The 18,878-nt window shown below is 68.4% G+C and carries 14 protein-coding genes; 10 read left to right on the top strand and 4 right to left on the bottom strand.

Going from position 1 to position 18,878, the window contains the following annotated elements; translation table 11 throughout:
• Positions 1-28 precede the first annotated feature (28 nt).
• The 5 genes from flhA to DS843_RS17280 are packed head-to-tail and all read left to right on the top strand — an operon-like array spanning position 29 to position 6,506.
• Positions 29-2,188: a flagellar biosynthesis protein FlhA gene (flhA, locus tag DS843_RS17300; protein WP_149470110.1), complete on the top strand. Its 2,160-nt coding sequence runs from the start codon at positions 29-31 to the stop codon at positions 2,186-2,188.
• 43 nt (positions 2,189-2,231) lie between these two features.
• Positions 2,232-3,293, top strand: coding sequence for a flagellar biosynthesis protein FlhF (locus DS843_RS17295; RefSeq protein ID WP_149470109.1), 1,062 nt, complete (start codon positions 2,232-2,234; stop codon positions 3,291-3,293).
• Complete coding sequence (locus DS843_RS17290; protein WP_149470108.1) at positions 3,290-4,084, top strand: MinD/ParA family protein; 795 nt, start codon at positions 3,290-3,292, stop codon at positions 4,082-4,084. Before DS843_RS17295 ends, DS843_RS17290 begins: the two co-directional genes overlap by 4 nt.
• Before the next feature lie 8 nt (positions 4,085-4,092).
• Positions 4,093-6,114 carry a hypothetical protein gene (locus DS843_RS17285; protein ID WP_286192151.1) on the top strand — a complete coding sequence of 674 codons (2,022 nt, stop codon included), beginning with the start codon at positions 4,093-4,095 and terminating at the stop codon, positions 6,112-6,114.
• A gap of 38 nt (positions 6,115-6,152) precedes the next feature.
• Entirely contained in the window at positions 6,153-6,506 is a 354-nt protein-coding gene (locus tag DS843_RS17280) for a hypothetical protein (RefSeq protein WP_149470107.1), read from the top strand.
• Between the two features lie 9 nt (positions 6,507-6,515).
• Here DS843_RS17280 and DS843_RS17275 read toward each other — a convergent pair whose 3' ends face one another.
• Positions 6,516-6,953, bottom strand: coding sequence for a flagellar export protein FliJ (locus DS843_RS17275; protein ID WP_149470106.1), 438 nt, complete (start codon positions 6,951-6,953; stop codon positions 6,516-6,518).
• Positions 6,950-8,296 carry a flagellar protein export ATPase FliI gene (gene fliI / locus DS843_RS17270; protein ID WP_149470105.1) on the bottom strand — a complete coding sequence of 449 codons (1,347 nt, stop codon included), beginning with the start codon at positions 8,294-8,296 and terminating at the stop codon, positions 6,950-6,952. The genes DS843_RS17275 and fliI overlap by 4 nt, the downstream gene beginning before the upstream one ends.
• Positions 8,297-8,579: 283 nt before the next feature.
• Between fliI and ctrA the strand changes: the two genes are divergently transcribed.
• Positions 8,580-9,311, top strand: coding sequence for a response regulator transcription factor CtrA (gene ctrA / locus DS843_RS17265; protein WP_149470104.1), 732 nt, complete (start codon positions 8,580-8,582; stop codon positions 9,309-9,311).
• 33 nt (positions 9,312-9,344) lie between these two features.
• Here ctrA and DS843_RS17260 read toward each other — a convergent pair whose 3' ends face one another.
• Positions 9,345-9,677 carry a DUF1491 family protein gene (locus tag DS843_RS17260; protein WP_149470103.1) on the bottom strand — a complete coding sequence of 111 codons (333 nt, stop codon included), beginning with the start codon at positions 9,675-9,677 and terminating at the stop codon, positions 9,345-9,347.
• A gap of 64 nt (positions 9,678-9,741) precedes the next feature.
• Between DS843_RS17260 and DS843_RS17255 the strand changes: the two genes are divergently transcribed.
• Positions 9,742-11,205 carry a tetratricopeptide repeat protein gene (locus DS843_RS17255; RefSeq protein ID WP_208852264.1) on the top strand — a complete coding sequence of 488 codons (1,464 nt, stop codon included), beginning with the start codon at positions 9,742-9,744 and terminating at the stop codon, positions 11,203-11,205.
• Here DS843_RS17255 and DS843_RS17250 read toward each other — a convergent pair.
• Complete coding sequence (locus DS843_RS17250; protein ID WP_286192150.1) at positions 11,178-11,387, bottom strand: hypothetical protein; 210 nt, start codon at positions 11,385-11,387, stop codon at positions 11,178-11,180. The genes DS843_RS17255 and DS843_RS17250 overlap by 28 nt on opposite strands.
• A 327-nt stretch (positions 11,388-11,714) precedes the next feature.
• Here DS843_RS17250 and DS843_RS17245 point away from each other — a divergent pair, with 327 nt between their 5' ends.
• From DS843_RS17245 to DS843_RS17235, 3 genes are all read left to right on the top strand, one after another.
• Positions 11,715-15,257: a flagellar hook-basal body complex protein gene (locus DS843_RS17245; protein WP_149470101.1), complete on the top strand. Its 3,543-nt coding sequence runs from the start codon at positions 11,715-11,717 to the stop codon at positions 15,255-15,257.
• Positions 15,258-15,349: 92 nt separating this feature from the next.
• A complete protein-coding gene (flgK, locus tag DS843_RS17240; RefSeq protein WP_149470100.1) occupies positions 15,350-16,756 on the top strand; it encodes a flagellar hook-associated protein FlgK in 1,407 nt (468 codons plus the stop codon).
• The gene (locus DS843_RS17235; protein WP_149470099.1) at positions 16,753-18,825 is read left to right on the top strand and encodes a hypothetical protein; all 2,073 of its coding nucleotides are present in this window, start codon (positions 16,753-16,755) and stop codon (positions 18,823-18,825) included. The genes flgK and DS843_RS17235 overlap by 4 nt, the downstream gene beginning before the upstream one ends.
• Positions 18,826-18,878 lie beyond the last annotated feature (53 nt).

The raw sequence follows: 18,878 nt of genomic DNA, 5'->3' as shown, positions 1-18,878 counted from the left end.
ATCGGCAGGAAGGCGGAGGAGCGGCGGCATGGCACTGACCGAACACAATCCCGGACCGCGGGCGGGCGGCGGCAACATGGCCGCGCTGACCGACATGGTTGCCGTCGCGAAGAAGGCGCTGAAACGCGGCGACCTCGCGATGGCGGCCGGCATCATGCTGATCGTCGTCGGGCTGATCCTGCCGCTTCCGCCGATGCTGCTCGACATGATGCTCGGGCTGAACGTCACCATCTCGATCCTGATCCTGATGGTGGTGCTGTTCATCGAAAAACCGCTGGAGCTGTCGGCCTACCCGACCATCCTTCTCATCACCACGCTGCTGCGCCTGTCGCTGAACATGGCGTCCACCCGCCTGATCCTGACGCAGGGGCATGAGGGCACGGCGGCGGCGGGCCATGTGATCGAGGCCTTCGCGGGCTTCGTCATGGGCGGCGACTTCATCATCGGCGTGATCGTCTACGCGATCCTGACGATCGTGAACTTCAAGGTCATCACCGCCGGTTCGGGCCGCATCGCCGAAGTGGCGGCGCGATTCACCCTGGACGCCATGCCCGGCAAGCAGATGGCGATCGACGCCGACCTGTCCGCGGGCATGATCGACGAGACCACCGCCCGCGCCAAGCGCAAGGAGCTGGAGGACGAAAGCGCCTTCTTCGGCTCCATGGACGGTGCGTCGAAGTTCGTGAAGGGCGACGCGGTCGCCGGCCTGATGATCATGTTCATCAACATCATCGGCGGCGTGTCGCTGGCGGTCCTGCGCTACGACATGCCGGTCCTGCAGGCGCTGGACACCTTCACGAAGCTGACCATCGGCGACGGCCTCGTCTCGCAGATCCCGGCGCTGGTCATCTCCATCTCCGCCGGCTTCCTGGTGTCGAAGGCCGGCACCGGCGGCTCCACCGACAAGGCGGTGGTCGGGCAGCTCACCAACCATGTCAGCGCGCTGGGCCTGTCGGCGGGCGCTATGACCCTGCTGGCCCTGATGCCGGGCATGCCGGTGCTGCCCTTCCTGCCGGTGATCGCCGCCGTCGGAGCCGCCGCCTACTACCTGCCGAAGATGCGCGCCAAGAAGGAGGCGGAGGAGGCGGAGGCCGCCGCCGCGGAGGCCGCGGGCCTGGGTCCCGGCGGCGCACCGGCCCCGGTGGCCGACGAGCCGATCTCCACGGCGCTGGCCATCGACCTGATCCGGCTGGAGCTGGGCTACGGCCTGCTGTCGCTGATCAACCAGCCGCAGGCGGGAAGCCACCGGCTGACCGACCAGATCAAGGGGCTGCGCCGCCAGATCGCGGGCGAGGTCGGATTCGTCATGCCAGCGGTGCGCATCCAGGACAACCTCCAGCTTCCGCCCAACGCCTACATCATCCGGATCAAGGAGATCGAGGCGGGGCGCGGCGACATCCGCCCGAACATGCTTCTGGTCATGGACCCGCGCGGCGAGGCCATGAGCCTGCCCGGCGAGCAAACGGTGGAGCCGACCTTCGGCCTGCCGGCCATCTGGATCGAGCCGGGCTACCGCGAGGAGGCGCTGTTCAAGGGCTACACGGTGGTCGATCCGTCCACGGTCATCACCACGCACCTGACGGAACTCATCAAGGACAACATGCCGGAGCTGCTGTCCTTCACCGAGACCCAGAAGCTGCTGGACGAGCTGGACAAGGAACACCAGAAACTGATCGCCGACGTGGTGCCGGCGCAGATCACTGTGGGCGGATTGCAACGGGTGTTGCAGAACCTGCTTGCAGAACGGGTTTCGGTACGCGATCTTGCAACGATTCTGGAGGGCGTTTCTGAAGCGGCAAGCCAGACCCGCAGCATCACGCAGATCACCGAACATGTGCGCACGCGCCTGGCGCGGCAGATCTGCGACGCGAACATCAACGAGATGGGTGTCATCCCGCTTGTCACCCTGTCGCCCGAATGGGAGCAGGCGTTCGCGGAATCGCTGGTGGGCGACGGCGACGACCGGCAACTGACGATGGCGCCGAGCCGGCTTCAGCAATTCATCACTTCGGTCCGCCAAACCTTCGAGCGACACGCCATGATGGGCGAGACCCCCGTCCTGTTGACCAGCCCCCTGATCCGTCCCTTCGTCCGCTCCATCGTCGAGCGGTTCCGGCCGGCCACCGTGGTGATGTCGCAGAACGAGATCCACCCCAAGGCGCGGATCAAGACCCTGGGGCAGATCTGATGCAGGCCATGACGAACCAGTGTGACGGGCGGGAGGCGAGCCGATGCGGCTGAAGTCCTTCCACGCCAAGTCCATGTCCGAAGCCATGCGCATGGTCCGCCAGACGCTGGGCGACGATGCCATCATCGTCGCCACGCGCGAGGAGGAAGGCGGCGGCGTGCGCGTGACCGCGGCGGTGGAGGACGACGATCTGCTGATGGCGCAGTCCCGACCGGCCCAGCCCGCCAAGGCCGCGCGCCCCATGGTGATGGTCGAGGAGGAGCCGGAGATCGACGTGGGCGAGGTGGTGGCCGACGTGCTGCACCGCCACGGCGTTCCCGCCGCACTCGCCGAACAGCTCATCGACGCCGCCGCCGGGCTGGACACCGACGACCCGGCCCTGGCGCTGGGCGCCGCGCTGGACTCTATGTTCACCTTCAGCCCGCTTCAGGACCGGCGCGGCGGCAACAAGCCGCTGATCCTGGTCGGCCCGCCGGGCAGCGGCAAGACGCTGGTGGTCGCCAAGCTGGCCGCGCAGGCGGTGTTCCGCAAACGCTCGGTCGGCGTGATCACCACCGACACGGTGCGCGCGGGCGGCATGGAACAGTTGGCCGCCTTCACGCGTCTGATGAAAATCAAGCTGGCGACGGTGGAGGACCCCGACGCGCTCGCCGGAGCGTTCGAGGTCAGCCGCGGCGCCGATGTTCTCCTGGTGGATACCGCCGGGCGCAACCCCTACAACCGGGAAGACATGGCCGATCTGAAGGCCCTGCTGTCCGCCGGCGTGGCGGAGCCGATCCTCGTGCTTCCCGCCGGGCTGGACGCCATGGAAGCCGCCGACATGGCCCAGTCCTTCAAGGCGCTGGGCGTGCGGCGGATGCTCATCACCCGGCTGGACATGGCGCGCCGCCTGGGCAGTCTTCTGGGCACCGCGCACCGCGCGCGGATGGCCTTCTGCAACGCCAGCGTTTCTTCCAAGGTGGCCGAGGGGCTGACACCGCTGAACCCGGTGGCCTTCGCCCGCCTGATGATGCCCGCCGAGGACAAGGCGGCGCGCAACCGGCCCAAACCGGCGGCCCCCGCCAAGACCAAAGCCGTTCGTTCTTCGTCGAGGACCATTCCATGACCGATCCGGTGTTTCCGGCCGCCCTCAAGAACGTTCACCCGCTGCGCGGCGCCAACGTCATCGCCGTGGCCAGCGGAAAGGGCGGCGTCGGCAAGACGTGGTTCTCGATCACGCTCGCCCACGCGCTGACCAAGATGGGCAAGAACTCGCTTCTGTTCGACGGCGATCTGGGTCTTGCCAACGTCGACATCCAGCTCGGCTTCCAGCCGAAGAACGATCTGGGCGCGGTCATCAACGGCGACGTGACGCTGGGCCGCGCGGCCCAACGCTACACCGAAGGCGGCTTCGACATCATCGCGGGCCGCTCCGGGTCCGGCACGCTCGCCCAGTTGCCGAGCCAGCGCCTGTCCGGCCTGCGCAACGACCTGATGGAGCTGGCACGCAAGTACGACTGCGTCATCATGGACATGGGAGCGGGCGTGGACCGCACGGTGCGCACCCTGTCCGGCCCCGCCGGGACGACGCTGGTGGTGACGACGGACGAGCCGACCTCGCTGACCGACGCCTACGCCTTCATCAAGCTGACCCACGCCACCAACCCCGCCGCCGACCTGCGCGTGGTGGTGAACATGGCGCAGAGCGTGAAGGACGGGGAGCGCACCTACGGCACCATCCTGAAGGCCTGCCAGAACTTCCTGAAATACAAGCCCGCGCTGGCCGGCATCATCCGCCGCGACCTGAAGGTGCGCGACGCCATCCGCAACCAGTCGCCGCTGCTGACCCGCTCGCCCTCCTCCGACGCCGCGCGGGACGTGCTGGCCATCGCCCAGCGGCTTCTGAACGGCCAGTAAGGCCGGGGATGGGGGGCGCCCTTCCACCCCCGGTCGCCGGAACGGCCGCCGCCCCGGCGGCGGCTACAGCCGCGCCCGCGCCGGTGGCGGTCGCCGAGGGCACGGTCAAGGCCCTGCCGGAGCGGTTGCGGGACATCGCCCGCCCGGTGGTGCTGACGGGGACCGTCGTCGGCACCACGCCGGACGGGCTGGCCCGCGTGCGCACCCAGGCGGGGGACGTGCTTCTGCAAACCCCGACGCCGCTGCCCGCCGACAAGCCGGTGACGCTTCAGATCACCCCGGCGCAGGTGCTGCTGGGGCAGGCGCCGGCCGATCCCAACGCGGGTTCCCCGGCCCAGAATCTCGCGGCGAAGGTTCTGGTGCTCACCCAGGGCACGCCGGCCACCTCCGCGCCGGGTCCGGTGAAGACCGGTCCGGCCCCGACGCCCGCCGCGCAGCCCCAGGGTTCCGCAACGCCCGCGGTGATCCTTCCCAGCCCAGGGGCCGCCCCGCCGCCGACCGGACCGGCGGGCCAGCCGCTTCCGCTCCTGCTGCCGGGGACCATCGTGCCGGCGCTGGTCATCGCCGCGGCGCCGAAGGCCCCGCCCCCGCCCGGTGCCGCCCCCACCCTGCCCGGCCAGACCGCCGCGCCGGCTCTCCCGGCGGGCGGAACGCCGGCGGCACCCCTCCCCGCCGCGGACGGAAGCCCGGCCCCGACGCCGTCCGGCCAGCCCACCGCTCCCGCCGCCGCTCCGCAAACCCCGCCCGCCCCCGCACCGTCCGTCACGGCGCCGCTCCCCGGCAAGCCGATGCTCGACGCCAAGGTGGAGCTTGGCGGCGATGCCGCGCACCCCGGCGGGGACACCCCGGCGCCGGCCTCGCCACCCTTGTCATCTACCCCGTCCAAGCCCGTGGCGGAACCGGCCCTGACCCAGGGCGGCACCGTCGCTCTGAAGATCCTGGCCGTCACGCCCCCGCCCGACCAGCCCCAGGCAGCCCCTCCGGACGAGGATGCCCGCCCACCGGACGAGCGGAGCGCCGGCAATCCGCCCCGCAAGGAGTCCGCTACGCCTCAGCCCGGTCCGGCGGTGCCCGCATCGCCACAACCGGCCCCACCCCGCCCCGCCGCAGCCCCCGCCGCCGCACCGGCAGCCTCCGGCGCTTCCCCACCGCTTCCGGAGGCTCCCGACGGGCCGGTCCTGAAGGGCACGGTGGCCGGGAGCACGCCGCAGGGGCAGCCGATCCTGGCCACGCCGCAGGGCATGCTGGCGCTGAACGTCCAGGCGAGCCTGCCGCAGGGAAGCACCGTCACCGCCGCCGTGACCGACCCGGCCCGGGCGCTTCAGACCGCCGCCCCGCCGCTCGCCACGGAACCCGGCCCGCCGAGCGAGCGCGACTGGCCCGCCATGCGCCATCTTCTGACCGCTCTGGCGGGGGTGGACCGAGCCGCGGCGCAGGCGCTGATCGGAACCGTCGTGCCGCAGCCGAACCGCAAGCTGGGTGCGGCGCTGAGCTTCTTCCTGTCGGCGATCCGCGGCGGCGACGCCCGCGGCTGGCTGGGCGAGGAGGCGGCGTCCGCCCTGGAGAAATCCGGCCAGGGAAGTCTGCTGTCGCAGCTTGAGCGCGAGTTCCGCGGCCTCCAGCAACAGGCGGGCGACCCGCTGCCCGGCGACTGGCGCCCCTACACTCTGCCCATGCTGGACGCCAACGGCCTGATGCCCCTCAAGCTGCACATCCACCCCATCGACCCGGAAGAGGACGGCAAGAAAGGCCGGAAGGGCGGCGACAAGGGCAGCCGGTTCCTGCTGGACCTGGACCTCAGCCGCCTTGGCCCGATGCAGCTCGACGGGCTGGTGCAGCCCAACCGGTTCGACCTGATCCTGCGCAGCCACACCCCGCTGGCACCCGAAATCCGGCTCGACCTGATCCAGATTTTCGCGGACAGCCTCCGCGCCGTGGGGTACATCGGCGGCCTGTCCTTCCAGTCCGGCGCCAAATGCTGGGTCAAGCTGACCCGTGCCGGGGCCGGCGGGAACAGCTACACCGCCTGAAGACCGCCTGAAGACCCCGAATCCGTGCCCGGAACCCCATGCACCGCCGCGAGCTGCTGACCACCACCGCCAACCCCGATGCCCGCCACGACTATCTCGTGGAACTGTCCGGGGAGCCGGCGCCGGGCACCCGACTGACCCTGCGCTACGTGCCGGACCGCCTGATCGCGAAGCCGGACGGGTTCGCCGCCTATCTGGCCTCCGCCCCGACGGACGGAACGCTGGAAGGGCTGGCGCTGTCCACGCTGGACGACGTCAACAACGAACTGGTCCCCCGATGGGCGGAGGTGACGGCGGAGCGCTCTTCGCCCGTTCCGCACCGCGTGCTGGTCGAGGACCGGCAGCCCAACTGGGACAACCCCCACCTGTTCAGCCGCATGAAGCGGATCTGACGAGCGCAATCAGGACTCGACGCCGTTCTCTTCCTGCTGGCGGCGGCGGAAACCGACGAGCGCGGTCTCGTCCAGCATGTTGGCTTCCTTGCGCTTCAGCTTGTCCTTCTCGCGCTTCAGCCGTTCCTCCTCGGCCAGCTCATAGCGCTTCAGCTCCTGAAAGGCCTCGGCCATCTCGTCAGTGGCGACGGCGATCTGGCCTTCCACCTGCCCCATGGACTGGGTCAGGCGCTTGCCGCGCTCCATCGCCGCCTGGATGTAGTTGCTGTAGGTGAAGGAGTATTCGACGTTGCCGCGGGCGGTTTCCCGCTCCGCCGCGACCTCCTCCTTCAGCCGGTCGATCTCGGCCTGGAGGCGGTCGGCGAGGTTCTGCAATTCCGCCAGCGCCCGGCGCTTCTCGTCGAGCTTCCATTTCTGGAGGCGGATGATGGTCTTCAGACTGCTCATTCTTGCGGCGGCCACTGTTCAATGCCGAAGATGGCGGCGAGCTGGGCGTAGCTGTTGTCGAGGTCGGTCGCCTCGCGCTTGCCCTGCTTCAGGAACGCCTCCAGCGCCGGCTGGAAATGGATGGCCTCGTCCACCTGCGGGTCGGTGCCCTTGCGGTAGGCGCCCAGGCGGATCATTTCCGCCATGTTGTCGTAGGACGACATCAGCCGCCGCGCGTGGTTCACCAGCTCGTTCTCCATGGGGGAGTTGCAGCCGGGCATGGTGCGCGACACGCTGCGCAGGATGTTGATGGCCGGGTAGCGCCCGCGCTCGCCGATCTGGCGTTCCAGGACGATGTGGCCGTCCAGGATGCCGCGCACGGCGTCGGCGATGGGTTCGTTGTGGTCGTCGCCTTCCACCAGCACGGTGAACAGGCCGGTGATCGAGCCCGATCCGCTCAGGCCCGGCCCGGCGCGCTCCAGCAGGCGCGGCAGTTCGGCGAAGACGGTGGGGGGATAGCCCTTGGTGGTCGGCGGTTCGCCCGCCGACAGGCCGATCTCGCGCTGGGCCATCGCGAAGCGGGTCACGCTGTCCATCATGCACAGCACGTTGCAGCCGGCGTCGCGGAAAGCCTCCGCGACGGCCAGCGTCATGTAGGCGGCCTGACGGCGCATCAGCGGCGCCTCGTCGGAGGTGGCGCAGACCACGATGCTGCGCGACAGGCCCTCCTCCCCCAGATCCTCGGTGATGAATTCCTGAAGCTCGCGCCCGCGTTCGCCGATCAGCCCGATCACCGCGACCTCGGCGGCGGAGAAGCGGGCGAGCATCGACATCACCGACGACTTGCCGACGCCGGAACCGGCGAAGATGCCCATGCGCTGGCCGCGGCAGCAGGTGAGGAAGGCGTTGATGGCGCGGATGCCCAGGTCCAGCTTCTCCCCCACGCGGGCGCGCGAATGGGCGGGCGGCGGGTGGTTGCGGATGGGAACGCCGTAGGTGCCCTTGGGCAGCGGCCCCTTGCCGTCCACCGGCTCGCCCAGCGCGTTGATGACGCGGCCCAGCCACGCTTCGGTCGGGAAGACCATGGGCTGGCTGTCCGACACCAGCGCGCGGCAGCCCAGCCCCACCCCGTCGATGGTGCCGAAGGGCATCAGCAGCGCGCGGCCCTGGCGGAAGCCGACCACCTCGCAGGGGACCTGCCGCCCGTCGCGGGATTCCACGATGCAGCGCCCGCCCACCGACAGCTCCTTCTCGATCCCGCCAACCTCGACCAGCAGGCCGAGCACGGCGGTGACCCGGCCGAACCGGCTGGAGCCGGCGACGGAATCGATTTCCTGAAGGATGCGGGCGACGTCGGCGGGCACGGTCTTGCGGTTTCGCGAACGGGAGCGGGAACGGGTCGGGTGAACCGGGAGCCGGCGGCGCAATTTGCAATGGGCACGGATTCCGCCGCCATGCCGCCCGCGTCATGCTCGTCCAAAACTATTAACGTTAAATGAAGTGCCATGCCTCTGGCGTTAAGCTGAATCGTCTGTTAACCTGTGTAAACAGTCGAACGGATCTGTTAAGGGAATCCGTTGAGAGACTGCGGACAAGCAACGCCGCTTCGGAAGCCAGAAACGCGCCATCTAACGTCGGGATATCGCCATGAGGGTTCTGCTGGTCGAAGACGATTCCTCCACGGCCAAGAGCATCGAGCTGATGCTCCAGTCGGAAGGCTACATCGTCGATTCTACCGACCTCGGTGAGGATGGGCTCGAAATCGGCAAGCTGTACGATTACGACATCATCATCCTCGATCTGATGCTGCCGGACATCGACGGGTACGAGGTTCTGCGACGCCTGCGCGCCGCCCGCGTCACCACGCCGATCCTGATCCTGTCGGGCCTGTCGGAACTGGACCACAAGATCAAGGGGCTGGGCTTCGGGGCCGACGACTATCTGACCAAGCCCTTCGACAAGCGCGAGCTGATCGCCCGCATCCAGGCCATCGTCCGCCGGTCCAAGGGCCATTCGGACAGCATCATCCGCACCGGCCGCCTGACCGTGAACCTGGACACCCGCACGGTGGAGGTGGACAACCAGCCGCTCCACCTGACCGGCAAGGAATACGGCATCCTGGAGCTGCTGTCGCTGCGCAAGGGCACGACCCTGACCAAGGAGATGTTCCTGAACCATCTCTACGGCGGCATGGACGAGCCGGAACTGAAGATCATCGACGTCTTCGTCTGCAAGCTGCGCAAGAAGCTGGCCGCGGCGACCCAGGGCGACAACTACATCGAGACGGTCTGGGGCCGCGGCTATGTGCTGCGCGACCCGCACGAGGACGCCTCCCCGATCCCGCGCGTCCCCCATCAGGCCCAGCAGGCGGCGGGCTGACGACGGCTCGCCGGTGCCGGAAGCGGCAGGCTTTCAGATCACCGCGCCTTCGAACCAGTGGCGGCCCTTGCGGTCTTCCACCTCGATGACCCAGACATCGGGGTCGTAGCGGGTCTGGCGGGCGATGTAGGCGTCCGCCGTCGCCTCGTCCACCGGATCGGCGCCGGTGCCGCGCGACCAGCGCAGCCGTTCCTCGTCGCGCACCTGCACCAGCACGTCGAAGGTCCGGTCCAGCCGGTTCAGTTTCAGAATGACCGTGCCCCGGCTGGGATCGCCCTTGCGCAGCACCATCATCGTGACGCCCTCCGCGTCGGCGGCGCGGATGTGCGCCATGACCCAGAGATGCGTCGGCAACCGGTCGTCCATGGAAATCCTCGATCACTGATCCTGGGGGCTCGCCTTCGACAAGGCCCCGGTGTAGACAACGGGCATGGCGACACTCCTGGACGTTCTCGACGCCGCCGTCAACCACCACATGGCCGGGCGCCTCGCCGAGGCGGAGCACGATTACCGGCTCGTGCTGGCCGTGGAGCCGGCGCAGCCCGACGCCCTGCATCTGCTCGGCGTGGCGGAGGCGCAACGCGGCGCCCATGCGGCGGCGTCGCTGCTGATCGTCCGGTCGCTGCGGCTCCGTCCCGACGCGGCGCAGCCCTGGGCCAATCTCGGCGGAGCCCTGCGCGCCCAGGGCGAGGCGGAGCGGGCGGACGCCGCCCTGGTTCGCGCCCTGGCCCTGGACCCGGCGCTGCCGGACGCGCTGACGAACCTGGGCGCGGCGCGCCACACGCTGGCCGACTACCCCTCCGCGCTGGACTGGCTTGAGCGCGCGGCGAGGCTGCGGCCCGGCCATCCGGACACGCTGCTCAACCGGGGCGTGGTGCTGCGCGACGCGCGGCGCTTCGCGGAGTCCGACGCCTGTCTGGACGCCCTTCTGGACGCCCGGCCCGACCATGCGGAGGCGCATCTGGCGCGCGCCGTCAGCCGGCTGGTGCGGGGCGACCTGCGGAGCGGATGGGAGGCGTTCGAGTGGCGCCCGCGCCGTCTGCCCGCCCCGCCCTGGACCGGAGAGCCGCTGGAGGGGCGGCGCATCCTTCTGCACGCCGAGCAGGGATTCGGCGACACCATCCAGTTCGCCCGCTACGCCCCGCTGGTGGCCCGCGCCGGTGGGCGCGTGATCCTGGACGTGCACCCGCTGCAACACCGCCTGCTGCGCTCGCTGGGGCCGGACATCCAGGTGCTGGTGCGCGGCCCGGCCCCGGCGCCGCACGACGTCCATTGCCCGTTGATGAGCCTGCCGCGCGCCTTCGGCACCGATCTGGCGAGCATCCCCGCCCCGCCCTCCTACCTCTCCGCCGAACCCGACGAGACGGCACGCTGGGGCCGCCGCATCGCCGATGTTGAAACGGGAATGAGCGGCGGGCCGCGCGTCGGCCTCGTCTGGGCGGGCAACCCGAAGCACCGCAACGACCGCAACCGCTCCATTCCCGTGGACCGGCTGGCCCCGCTCCTCGCGCTTCCTGGCCTGCGCCTGTTCAGCCTACAGACCGGCGACGCACACACGACACTGCCCGCCGCCCTGCCCGACCTGACCGTGGGCATCCGCGATTTCGCCGACAGCGCGGCCATCCTGGCGAACCTGGACCTCGTCATCGCAGTGGACACGGCGACGATCCATCTGGCCGGCGCGCTCGGCGTTCCCGCCTGGCTGCTGCTGCCCTACGCGCCGGACTGGCGCTGGCTGCTCGACCGCGCCGACAGCCCCTGGTACCCGTCGCTTCGCCTGTTCCGCCAGCCCCGCCCCGGCGACTGGGACAGCGTCCTGTACGCCGTCGCCACGGCGCTGAAGCGGTTCGCCGCCGATCGATCGGCTCAATTGGCGCCGCAGAAGCAGTCGTAGGGATCGCCCCAGGCCGGGCCCCGCCCCGCCGGCAGCGCGGGAAGCTCCGCCGTCGGCAGGGTGGCGTTGAAGGCGGCCACGTCGAAGGGCCGCGGGTCCGGCGGGTCGAAGCGGAGCGGCATGCCGCCCAGCGCGTGCCCCAACAGGGCGGCCCCCAGCAACGGCACCAGAAGTTGCTCCATGCGCTCCAAGGCGTCCTCCCCCGGTGGCCTCGCCGCCGGTGCGCATTCCCGTTTTCGTCCCCTTGTTCTACCGCAGCCCCCGCCCGGCCAAGCCCTGTCCTTAGGTCATACCGGGTGCATACCGGAGGGACGGGAGCTTTCTTCCCTCCCCCCGCGCGGGGCGCTAGGCCAATTTTTCCCAGCGAGCGGCAAAAAGGGGGCCGCCCCGGTCCGCCCGAAGCCTTTCCCATGGAAATCAGCGCGTTGGCCCTGCCCAGGCAGTTGGCATCGTCCTTGCTTATCCCAATGGCAACGATCAATGCCCCTTCCGTGTGGAGATCCCTGGCCATGAGCATCTTCGGTTCGATGACCACCGCCGTCCTCGGCCTGAGCGCGCAGTCGAAGGCCCTCGGTCACATCTCTGACAACATCGCCAACGCCTCGACGGTCGGCTACAAGCGGGTCAACACGGCCTTCGAGACGCTGGTTCTCCAATCCAACGAGCGGTTGCACGCTCCGGGCGGCGTCACGGCGGCGCCCGTCTTCATGAACAACATCCAGGGCAACCTGACCCAGGTGCAGAGCCCGACCAACGCCGCCATCCAGGGCCAGGGCTTCTTCAGCGTGTCCAAGCTCAGCCGCGGCCTGACCGGCCCCGGCCAGCAGGGCGAGACGGTGCAGACCCAGACCGGCACGCTCAACGCCGACAACGTCTATTACACCCGCGTCGGCGACTTCGAACTGGACAAGAACCGCTATCTGGTGAACAGCGCCGGCTTCGCGCTGAACGGCTGGATCGTGGACGACACCACCGGGCAGTTGTCGAAGGACGTGGTGCAGCCGCTCCAGGTCAACACGATGACCGACAAGCCGCAGGCGACCAACAGCATCACGCTGGGCGCCAACCTGCCGGCCACGCCGAAACCCGGCGAGGCGATCCCGCCGTCCAGCATCCAGGTCTACGACACGCAGGGCAACGCGCGGACCGTCCAGTTCAACTGGCGTCAGGACGGCGCCAACAACTGGCGCCTGGGCATCGACGCGCCGGGCAGCTCCATGCAGCCCGTCGCCGGCACCTTCGCCGGCGGCGCCGCCGACATGAAGACCGGCGGGGCGGTGGCCGGCGTCACTCCGGTGGCCCAGGAAAGCAACGTTCTGGTGAACGGCACGACCTCCATTCCGAAGTCGTCGGTGACCATCAGCGGCCGGACCAACTACTATCCGAGCGACGCCCTGAATCCGAGCGGCTCCTCGCAGGATAACCTGCGCGTCGGCGACAGATACAGCCTGACCGTGAACGGTGCCGTGGTGGCGTCCGTGGAGCTGGTCATTCCTCCGCTGAACCCGCTGTTCCCCGAACAACGCGACATCGCCAGCTTCACGTCCTTCGCCGACATCGCGAACGATCTGGCCGGCCAGATCAACGCCATGACGCCCGCCCCCTACTCGGCCAAGATCGACCCGGGCGATGCGCGCAAGATCCTGGTCGAGACGCTGGACGGTGCGCCGGTCCAGGTCAGCGGCCTGTTCACCAACGCCAGCCCGCAGCTCAGCACGATCAGCGGCCCGTCCACCAACCCGACCGGCACGGCGGCCCCCGGCAATCACCAGCAGAGCACCTTCACCTTCTCCAACGCCACCGTGGACGTCGGCGACGAGTTCCGGATCACCGTGGCCGGACAGGAATTCCGGGTGCGGGTGACCACCAACAACGACACCGGCACGCCCACGACGGGCGTGACCAACATGAGCATCGGCAACGTCTACAGCCTTGCGCCCCCCACCGGCATCGACGCCATCGTGGCCCGCATGAGCGCCCTCATCAACGCGAAGCTTCCGGCCATCGGCGTCACCGCGGCCATCGGCACGGCGGCCACCGGTGCCGCCACGGGCAGCGCCGCGAACCAGCTCGTTCTTGACGGCACCGCGGGTGTGCCCACCTTCAGCTCGTCCTATCGCGTCGTCAACGCGGATTCCCGCAAGAACGACATCAAGTCCACGAGCCCGGCCACCTACACCCCCGCCACGATATCGACCCTGCAGCTTCCTGCGCCCGGCGTCATGGAAAGCACCCTGGTCACCTTCCCCAGCGCGGCCACCCTGCATGTGCCCGACCAATATTCGGTCACGGTCCTGAACCAGACCTTCACGACCACCGTCAAGTACAACAACATCAACAATCTGAAGGACATGGACGGGGTCCTGAAGGACCTCCGGGACCAGATCAACAGCGCCGGCCTGGCCGTCGGCGCGAGCATCACCCCGGCCGGCGCCCTGCAGCTCGACGGCACGGTGGCGAACACCGCCCTGGGCATCAGCGGGAACAAGCTGGAGATCGAGGGGACGGACAACGTCCGCGTCGGCGACACCTACACCATCAGCGTGGACAACGTTCCCTACAGCGTGTCGGTGACGGCGGACAACGTGCTGACCATGGGCGACTACGGCGGCATCGCCGACGCGCTGGCGGCGAAGATCAACTCCGCCCGGCCGCAGGCGCCGGTGATCGCGACGGTCGTCAACTCCGAAGTGAAGCTGACCGCCCGCAATCCCGGCACGCCCTTCAAGGTGAATCAGGAGTACACGTCGGGCGCCGCCTCCAACAACCAGAAGACCGGCCCGACCAAGAGCGAGCCGACGGAAACCCGCGGCCAGCGGCAGGAGTTCTCGTTCCCGCAGACCCAGATCGACATCGGCGACACCTACACGGTGACGGTGGACGGCACGCCCATCTCGGTGAAGGTGGACAAGTCCAACTACAGCAGCCTCGAAGACATTTCCGGCGTGCTGCAGCAACTGGCCAACAAGATCAATTCCGAAAACCTGAACGTCACCGCCACGGCGACGGGCGGGCGCCTGAGCATCACCCACAACACCCCGTCCACCGGCCGGTTCGAGGCGACGGCGAACATCGATAACGCGACCGGCAGCTCCGGCACGCTGAACATCGGCGCCGGCGGCGTCGCCAACGTCGAGGGCGTGCGCCAGAAGCAGTCGGTGACGCTGACCGGCTCGCCCGGCGACAAGGACGCGGAATACACGGTGACCATCAACGGGTCGCCCGTGACCTACCGCACCACCGGCGCCGAGACGTCGATGGAGACCATCGCGGCCAACCTGGCGAACATGATCAACAAGAACACCTCGCTGCCGGTGACGGCCAGCGCCGAAGGCGCGGTGCTGAACGTGGTCGCCAAGACCCAGACCGGCACCGCCGCCGATCAGTTCGCGCTGGAAACCTACGCCACCGCCGGCACCACGCCCGCCCACATCCAACTGAGCTTCGGCACCGAACCGGAGAATGTCGGCACCATCACCAGCATCAGCACGGCAAAGGTCGGCACCGGCACGGCGGTGACCTCCGCCAACCAGACGGTGGGGGCGGACGCCAACGTCACCTTCACCGTTGACTATGGCTTCGGCCCGCAGCAGATCACGCTCAACGTCGGCCAGATCGGCAAGTCGGGCGGCGTGACCCAGTATGCCGGCTCAGAGATCAACGTCACCCAGCTCGTCCAGGACGGCGCCTCACGCGGTCAGTTCAAGGAGGTGGTCTACGGCGACAACGGCGACGTGATCGTGAACTACGACAACGGCCGCAGCCGCGTCATCGGGCGCATCCCGGTGGTCACCTTCAACAACCCCAACGCGCTCCAGCGCGAGGCGGGCGGCGTCTACATCGAGACGGAGGACGGCGGGCGTCCGAACTTCAACGATCCGGACACCAACGGAGCCGGCGCGGTGATCGCCAACAGCGTGGAATCGTCCAACGTGGACATCGCGGACGAGTTCACCAAGCTGATCGTCACGCAGCGCACCTACTCCGCCAACACCAAGATCGTCACGACCTCCGACGAGATGCTTCAGGAAGTCCTCGGACTGAAGCGCTAAGCGCGGTCCCGATCCGGCGGGCGGCCCTGTGATCCGCCGCCCGCCCGGCCAACTCCCGGCCGCCTTCCCCGCAGACGAAAGGTCCAACGGCCATGTCCCTCTTCGGCGCCCTCGGCAGCGCGACGGCCAGCCTCCGTGCGGTCCAGGCCCAGGTGAAGCTGGTCTCGGACAACGTCGCCCGCGCCGACGATCCCACCCGCACCCGGCACACCGTGTCGAACGTGCTGGACTCCAACGGGTTCGTCCTCACCTCCCAGTACCGCCGCGAGGTCGATTCCGCCCTGCTCAGCCAGGTGCAGGACCTGACCGCGCGCGAGGGCTCGTCGGCCACCAAGTCGTCCTACATGCAGAAGCTGGGCGACATGCTGCGCACGACCAGCGGCAAGCCGCAGTTGAACCAGTATGCCGAAGCCTTCCAGACCGCCTGGAAGGCCCTGGAAACCTCGCCGGAAAGCGAGGTCGCGCAGTACCAGCTCGTCCAGGCCGCCGACACCTTCGCGCGCGAGATCAACCGCGTGTCCCAGGGTGTGGAGGACATGGACCGGGAGATCCAGGGCGATCTCAGCCAGTCGGTCGGCGAGGTGAACCGGCTGCTGAAGGAGATCGAGAGCATCAACAACAACATCGTCTCGCTGCAGGGCTACGGCTCCGCCGGCAACGAGGTGGCCGACAAGCGCGACGGGCTGATCCGGGAGCTGAGCACCTACGTCGGCGTGCGCACGGTGGCACGCCCGGACGGCCGCATGGCCGTCTTCACCCCCACGGGGCTGGCGCTGGTGGACAGCCAGGCGGCAAATCTTTCCTATGACGGCGGCAATATCAACCTGACGGTGGGCAATCAAGTCACCAACGTCATCCAGCACCTGAAGGAAGGAAAGGTCGCCGCGCTGATGAATCTGCGGGCCGACGGGTCCGCCGCGACCCCGCCCCAGGCGGCCAGCGCCGACCCGACCACCGAGGTGATCCGCAAGCTGCGGTCGCAGCTCGACGCCTACGCGCAGATGTTCACCGGTTCGACCAAGCCGGGCGAGCCCACCAGCTTCCGCGACGCCTACGATCAGGCGAAGACGGTGGCGGGCGAGGAACCGACCCAGTTCTTCATGGGCAACGACCGCTTCACCATCCGGGTGAACGAGAACCTGTTGGACAACAGCAAGAAGATCAAGGCCTCCGCCATCAAGGACGTGGTCACGGCGCTCGGCGCCACGGGCCGCAGCTTCCAGGCCGACGGGCTGAAGCTGGAGGGCGCGTCCTTCAGCAGCATCACCAGCAACATCACCGGGGGCTGGATGTCCGCGGCCAAGACCGCGCTGGACAAGACCGCGCTGGACAAGGACTCCCGCCAGATCCTGGAAGAGCGCTATCACGCGACGACCGGCGTCAACATCGACGAGGAGATCGCGAACCTGCAACAGCTTCAGACCTCCTACGCCGCGTCGGCACGGGTCATGCAAGTGGCCAACACGATGTTTGACGCGCTGGAGGCGATCGTCCGATGAGCTCCATCACTCAGGTCAGCAGCTACGCCAAGTATCTGGGCTTGGTCCGCAATCTGACGAATGGCCAGAACAGGGTCGACACGCTCTCGGAGCAGTTGACCACCGGCAAGAAGTCGACCGACCTGAACGCCTACGGGGCCGAGACGCAGAAGCTGCTGGCCCTGCGCGCGGAACTGACGCAGCGCGACGCCTACATCCAGAACATCAACACCGCCGCGCCGCGCGTGAAGGCGACCGACACGGTGCTGAACAGCCTGGAGAAGCTGGCCACGGACTGGCAGAGCAGCAACCTGATGCCGTTCCAGCCGGGACCGCCCAGCGTCACCTCCGCCTTCAACAGCAACCCGGAGGCGCTGAAGCTGTCGGTCAACGCCGACAAGTCCACCTTCACGCAGAACGCCCGCTACACCGTAACCTCCGTCCCGTCGACGGACGGCGTCAACGGGTCGTACGACGTGACGGTGACGGACGGGCTGGGCGGCAAGACCACCCGCACCATCAACCTGAAGACCGTTCCGCCCAGCGACGGCGGCGGCTACAACTTCAAGATCGCCGGCGGTCCCGGCGAAGGCGCGGTTCTGAACCTGAATTTCGACCAGCTCACCGCGGCGTCCAGCAGCACCTTCTCGGTGAGCTGGCCGCAGGCCAACGACATGCGCGACCGTGTCGAGGGCGCGCTGCGCGACATCCAGCAGCTTCTGAACGAGCAGTTCGGCGACCGCTACCTGTTCGCCGGGTCCCGTTACGGCACGGAACCGGTGGGCGACCTGCTGGCCCAGCCGCAGTCCACCCGCGTGACGCTGAACGGGTCGATGGTCAACCCCGAGGACTATTTCGAGGTGACGATCGACGGCAAGGCCTTCGGATATCAGGTCCAGCCGAACGATCCGAAGACCGTGACCTTCGTCGCCAACACGCTGAACAGCCTGATCCAGTCGGCCAACCCGAAGCTGCCGATCATCGCCGCCGCGTCCAACGGCGTCATCTCGCTGATCGGCGAGGACCCGAGCCACACGTTCGACGTGAAGGCGCGCGTCCAGAACTCGATGAACGTCGACAACGCGATCACGTCGCCCGCGACCACCCAGAGGACTCTCGGCACCGGGGTGCATCAGTTCGACAGCTTCACGCTGACCGGCGACGAGGTGGACATCGGCGACACCTACGAGATCAACATCACCGTCGGCGACCCGGACGATCCCTTCAACCGCAAATATTACACGGAGCATCCGGACGAGCCGGAGGACCTGCCGGTCTACCAGCAATACACGGTCCGCTACACGGTCACCGAGAAAGACTACAACAACGGCGTCACCAACGTGTCGGAGGTGGCCGCCAAGCTGCGCACCGAGCTTGGGAATACCAGCCCGGTGCCGCCGGTGTCTCCGACCAAAAATCCCGACGACCCAATCGCCCCCATCGATGGTCCGACCATCTGGTTGAAAAGCAACAACCCGATGGACCCGAGCCATCCGTCGCGCGTGCAGCAGTTCACCACCTCGGTCCGCGCGATCAACGGCCAGATCGACAACACCATCTCGGTGGCGACCCTTCCGTCGCAGGCGGACGCCCTGACCGATGTGCCCTATGTGGACCCGCCGGATCTGCCCTTCTACGATTCCGAGTACATGTCGAAACGGAAGAACGCCAAGGCGTGGGAAAAGGCCGCGGTCACCATCGACGACGGCCAGACGCTGACTTACGGCGTCACCAGCGACGACCGCGCCTTCCAGAAGCTGATCTCCGCTTTCCGCATGGCCCACGTCGCCGCGTCGAACCCCGGCAAGTACGAGGAGTACATCACCAAGTCGCGGGAGCTGATGGCTCAGGCCAAGGACGAGGTTCGGTCGGTCCATTCCAAGGTGGCCTCCGACCTCGCCACTCTGGAGGAGAAGAAGACCGCCCACACCAGCGCGTCAGCCACGGTGGTGGAACGCATCGCCGGCATCGAGGGCATCGACGAGACCGAGGTGGCGGCGCGCCTGCGCACCTCCATGAACGCCCTGGAGGCCGCCTACACGGTCGCCGGCCAGCGCCAGAAGCTGTCGCTCCTGAACTACATCGCTTGAGGGAGCCGCTGTCGAAACAGAAAGGCCGGCGCCCCGAAGGGCGCCGGCCTTTC

Origin of the sequence: Roseomonas genomospecies 6, from assembly GCF_008365375.1 — a bacterium.
Classification (GTDB): Bacteria; Pseudomonadota; Alphaproteobacteria; order Azospirillales; family Azospirillaceae; genus Azospirillum.
Note: the sequence above shows the minus strand (reverse complement) of the source record. Positions and strands in the feature narration are given on the sequence as shown.

Bases quoted from the DNA above. Each gene is read 5' to 3' on its own strand.
- flhA (WP_149470110.1), top strand. From the start codon at position 29: ATGGCACTGACCGAACACAATCCCGGACCGCGGGCGGGCGGCGGCAAC.
- DS843_RS17295 (WP_149470109.1), top strand. From the start codon at position 2,232: ATGCGGCTGAAGTCCTTCCACGCCAAGTCCATGTCCGAAGCCATGCGC.
- DS843_RS17290 (WP_149470108.1), top strand. From the start codon at position 3,290: ATGACCGATCCGGTGTTTCCGGCCGCCCTCAAGAACGTTCACCCGCTG.
- DS843_RS17285 (WP_286192151.1), top strand. From the start codon at position 4,093: ATGGGGGGCGCCCTTCCACCCCCGGTCGCCGGAACGGCCGCCGCCCCG.
- DS843_RS17280 (WP_149470107.1), top strand. From the start codon at position 6,153: ATGCACCGCCGCGAGCTGCTGACCACCACCGCCAACCCCGATGCCCGC.
- DS843_RS17275 (WP_149470106.1), bottom strand. From the start codon at position 6,953: ATGAGCAGTCTGAAGACCATCATCCGCCTCCAGAAATGGAAGCTCGAC.
- ctrA (WP_149470104.1), top strand. From the start codon at position 8,580: ATGAGGGTTCTGCTGGTCGAAGACGATTCCTCCACGGCCAAGAGCATC.
- DS843_RS17260 (WP_149470103.1), bottom strand. From the start codon at position 9,677: ATGGACGACCGGTTGCCGACGCATCTCTGGGTCATGGCGCACATCCGC.
- DS843_RS17255 (WP_208852264.1), top strand. From the start codon at position 9,742: ATGGCGACACTCCTGGACGTTCTCGACGCCGCCGTCAACCACCACATG.
- DS843_RS17250 (WP_286192150.1), bottom strand. From the start codon at position 11,387: ATGGAGCAACTTCTGGTGCCGTTGCTGGGGGCCGCCCTGTTGGGGCAC.
- DS843_RS17245 (WP_149470101.1), top strand. From the start codon at position 11,715: ATGAGCATCTTCGGTTCGATGACCACCGCCGTCCTCGGCCTGAGCGCG.
- flgK (WP_149470100.1), top strand. From the start codon at position 15,350: ATGTCCCTCTTCGGCGCCCTCGGCAGCGCGACGGCCAGCCTCCGTGCG.
- DS843_RS17235 (WP_149470099.1), top strand. From the start codon at position 16,753: ATGAGCTCCATCACTCAGGTCAGCAGCTACGCCAAGTATCTGGGCTTG.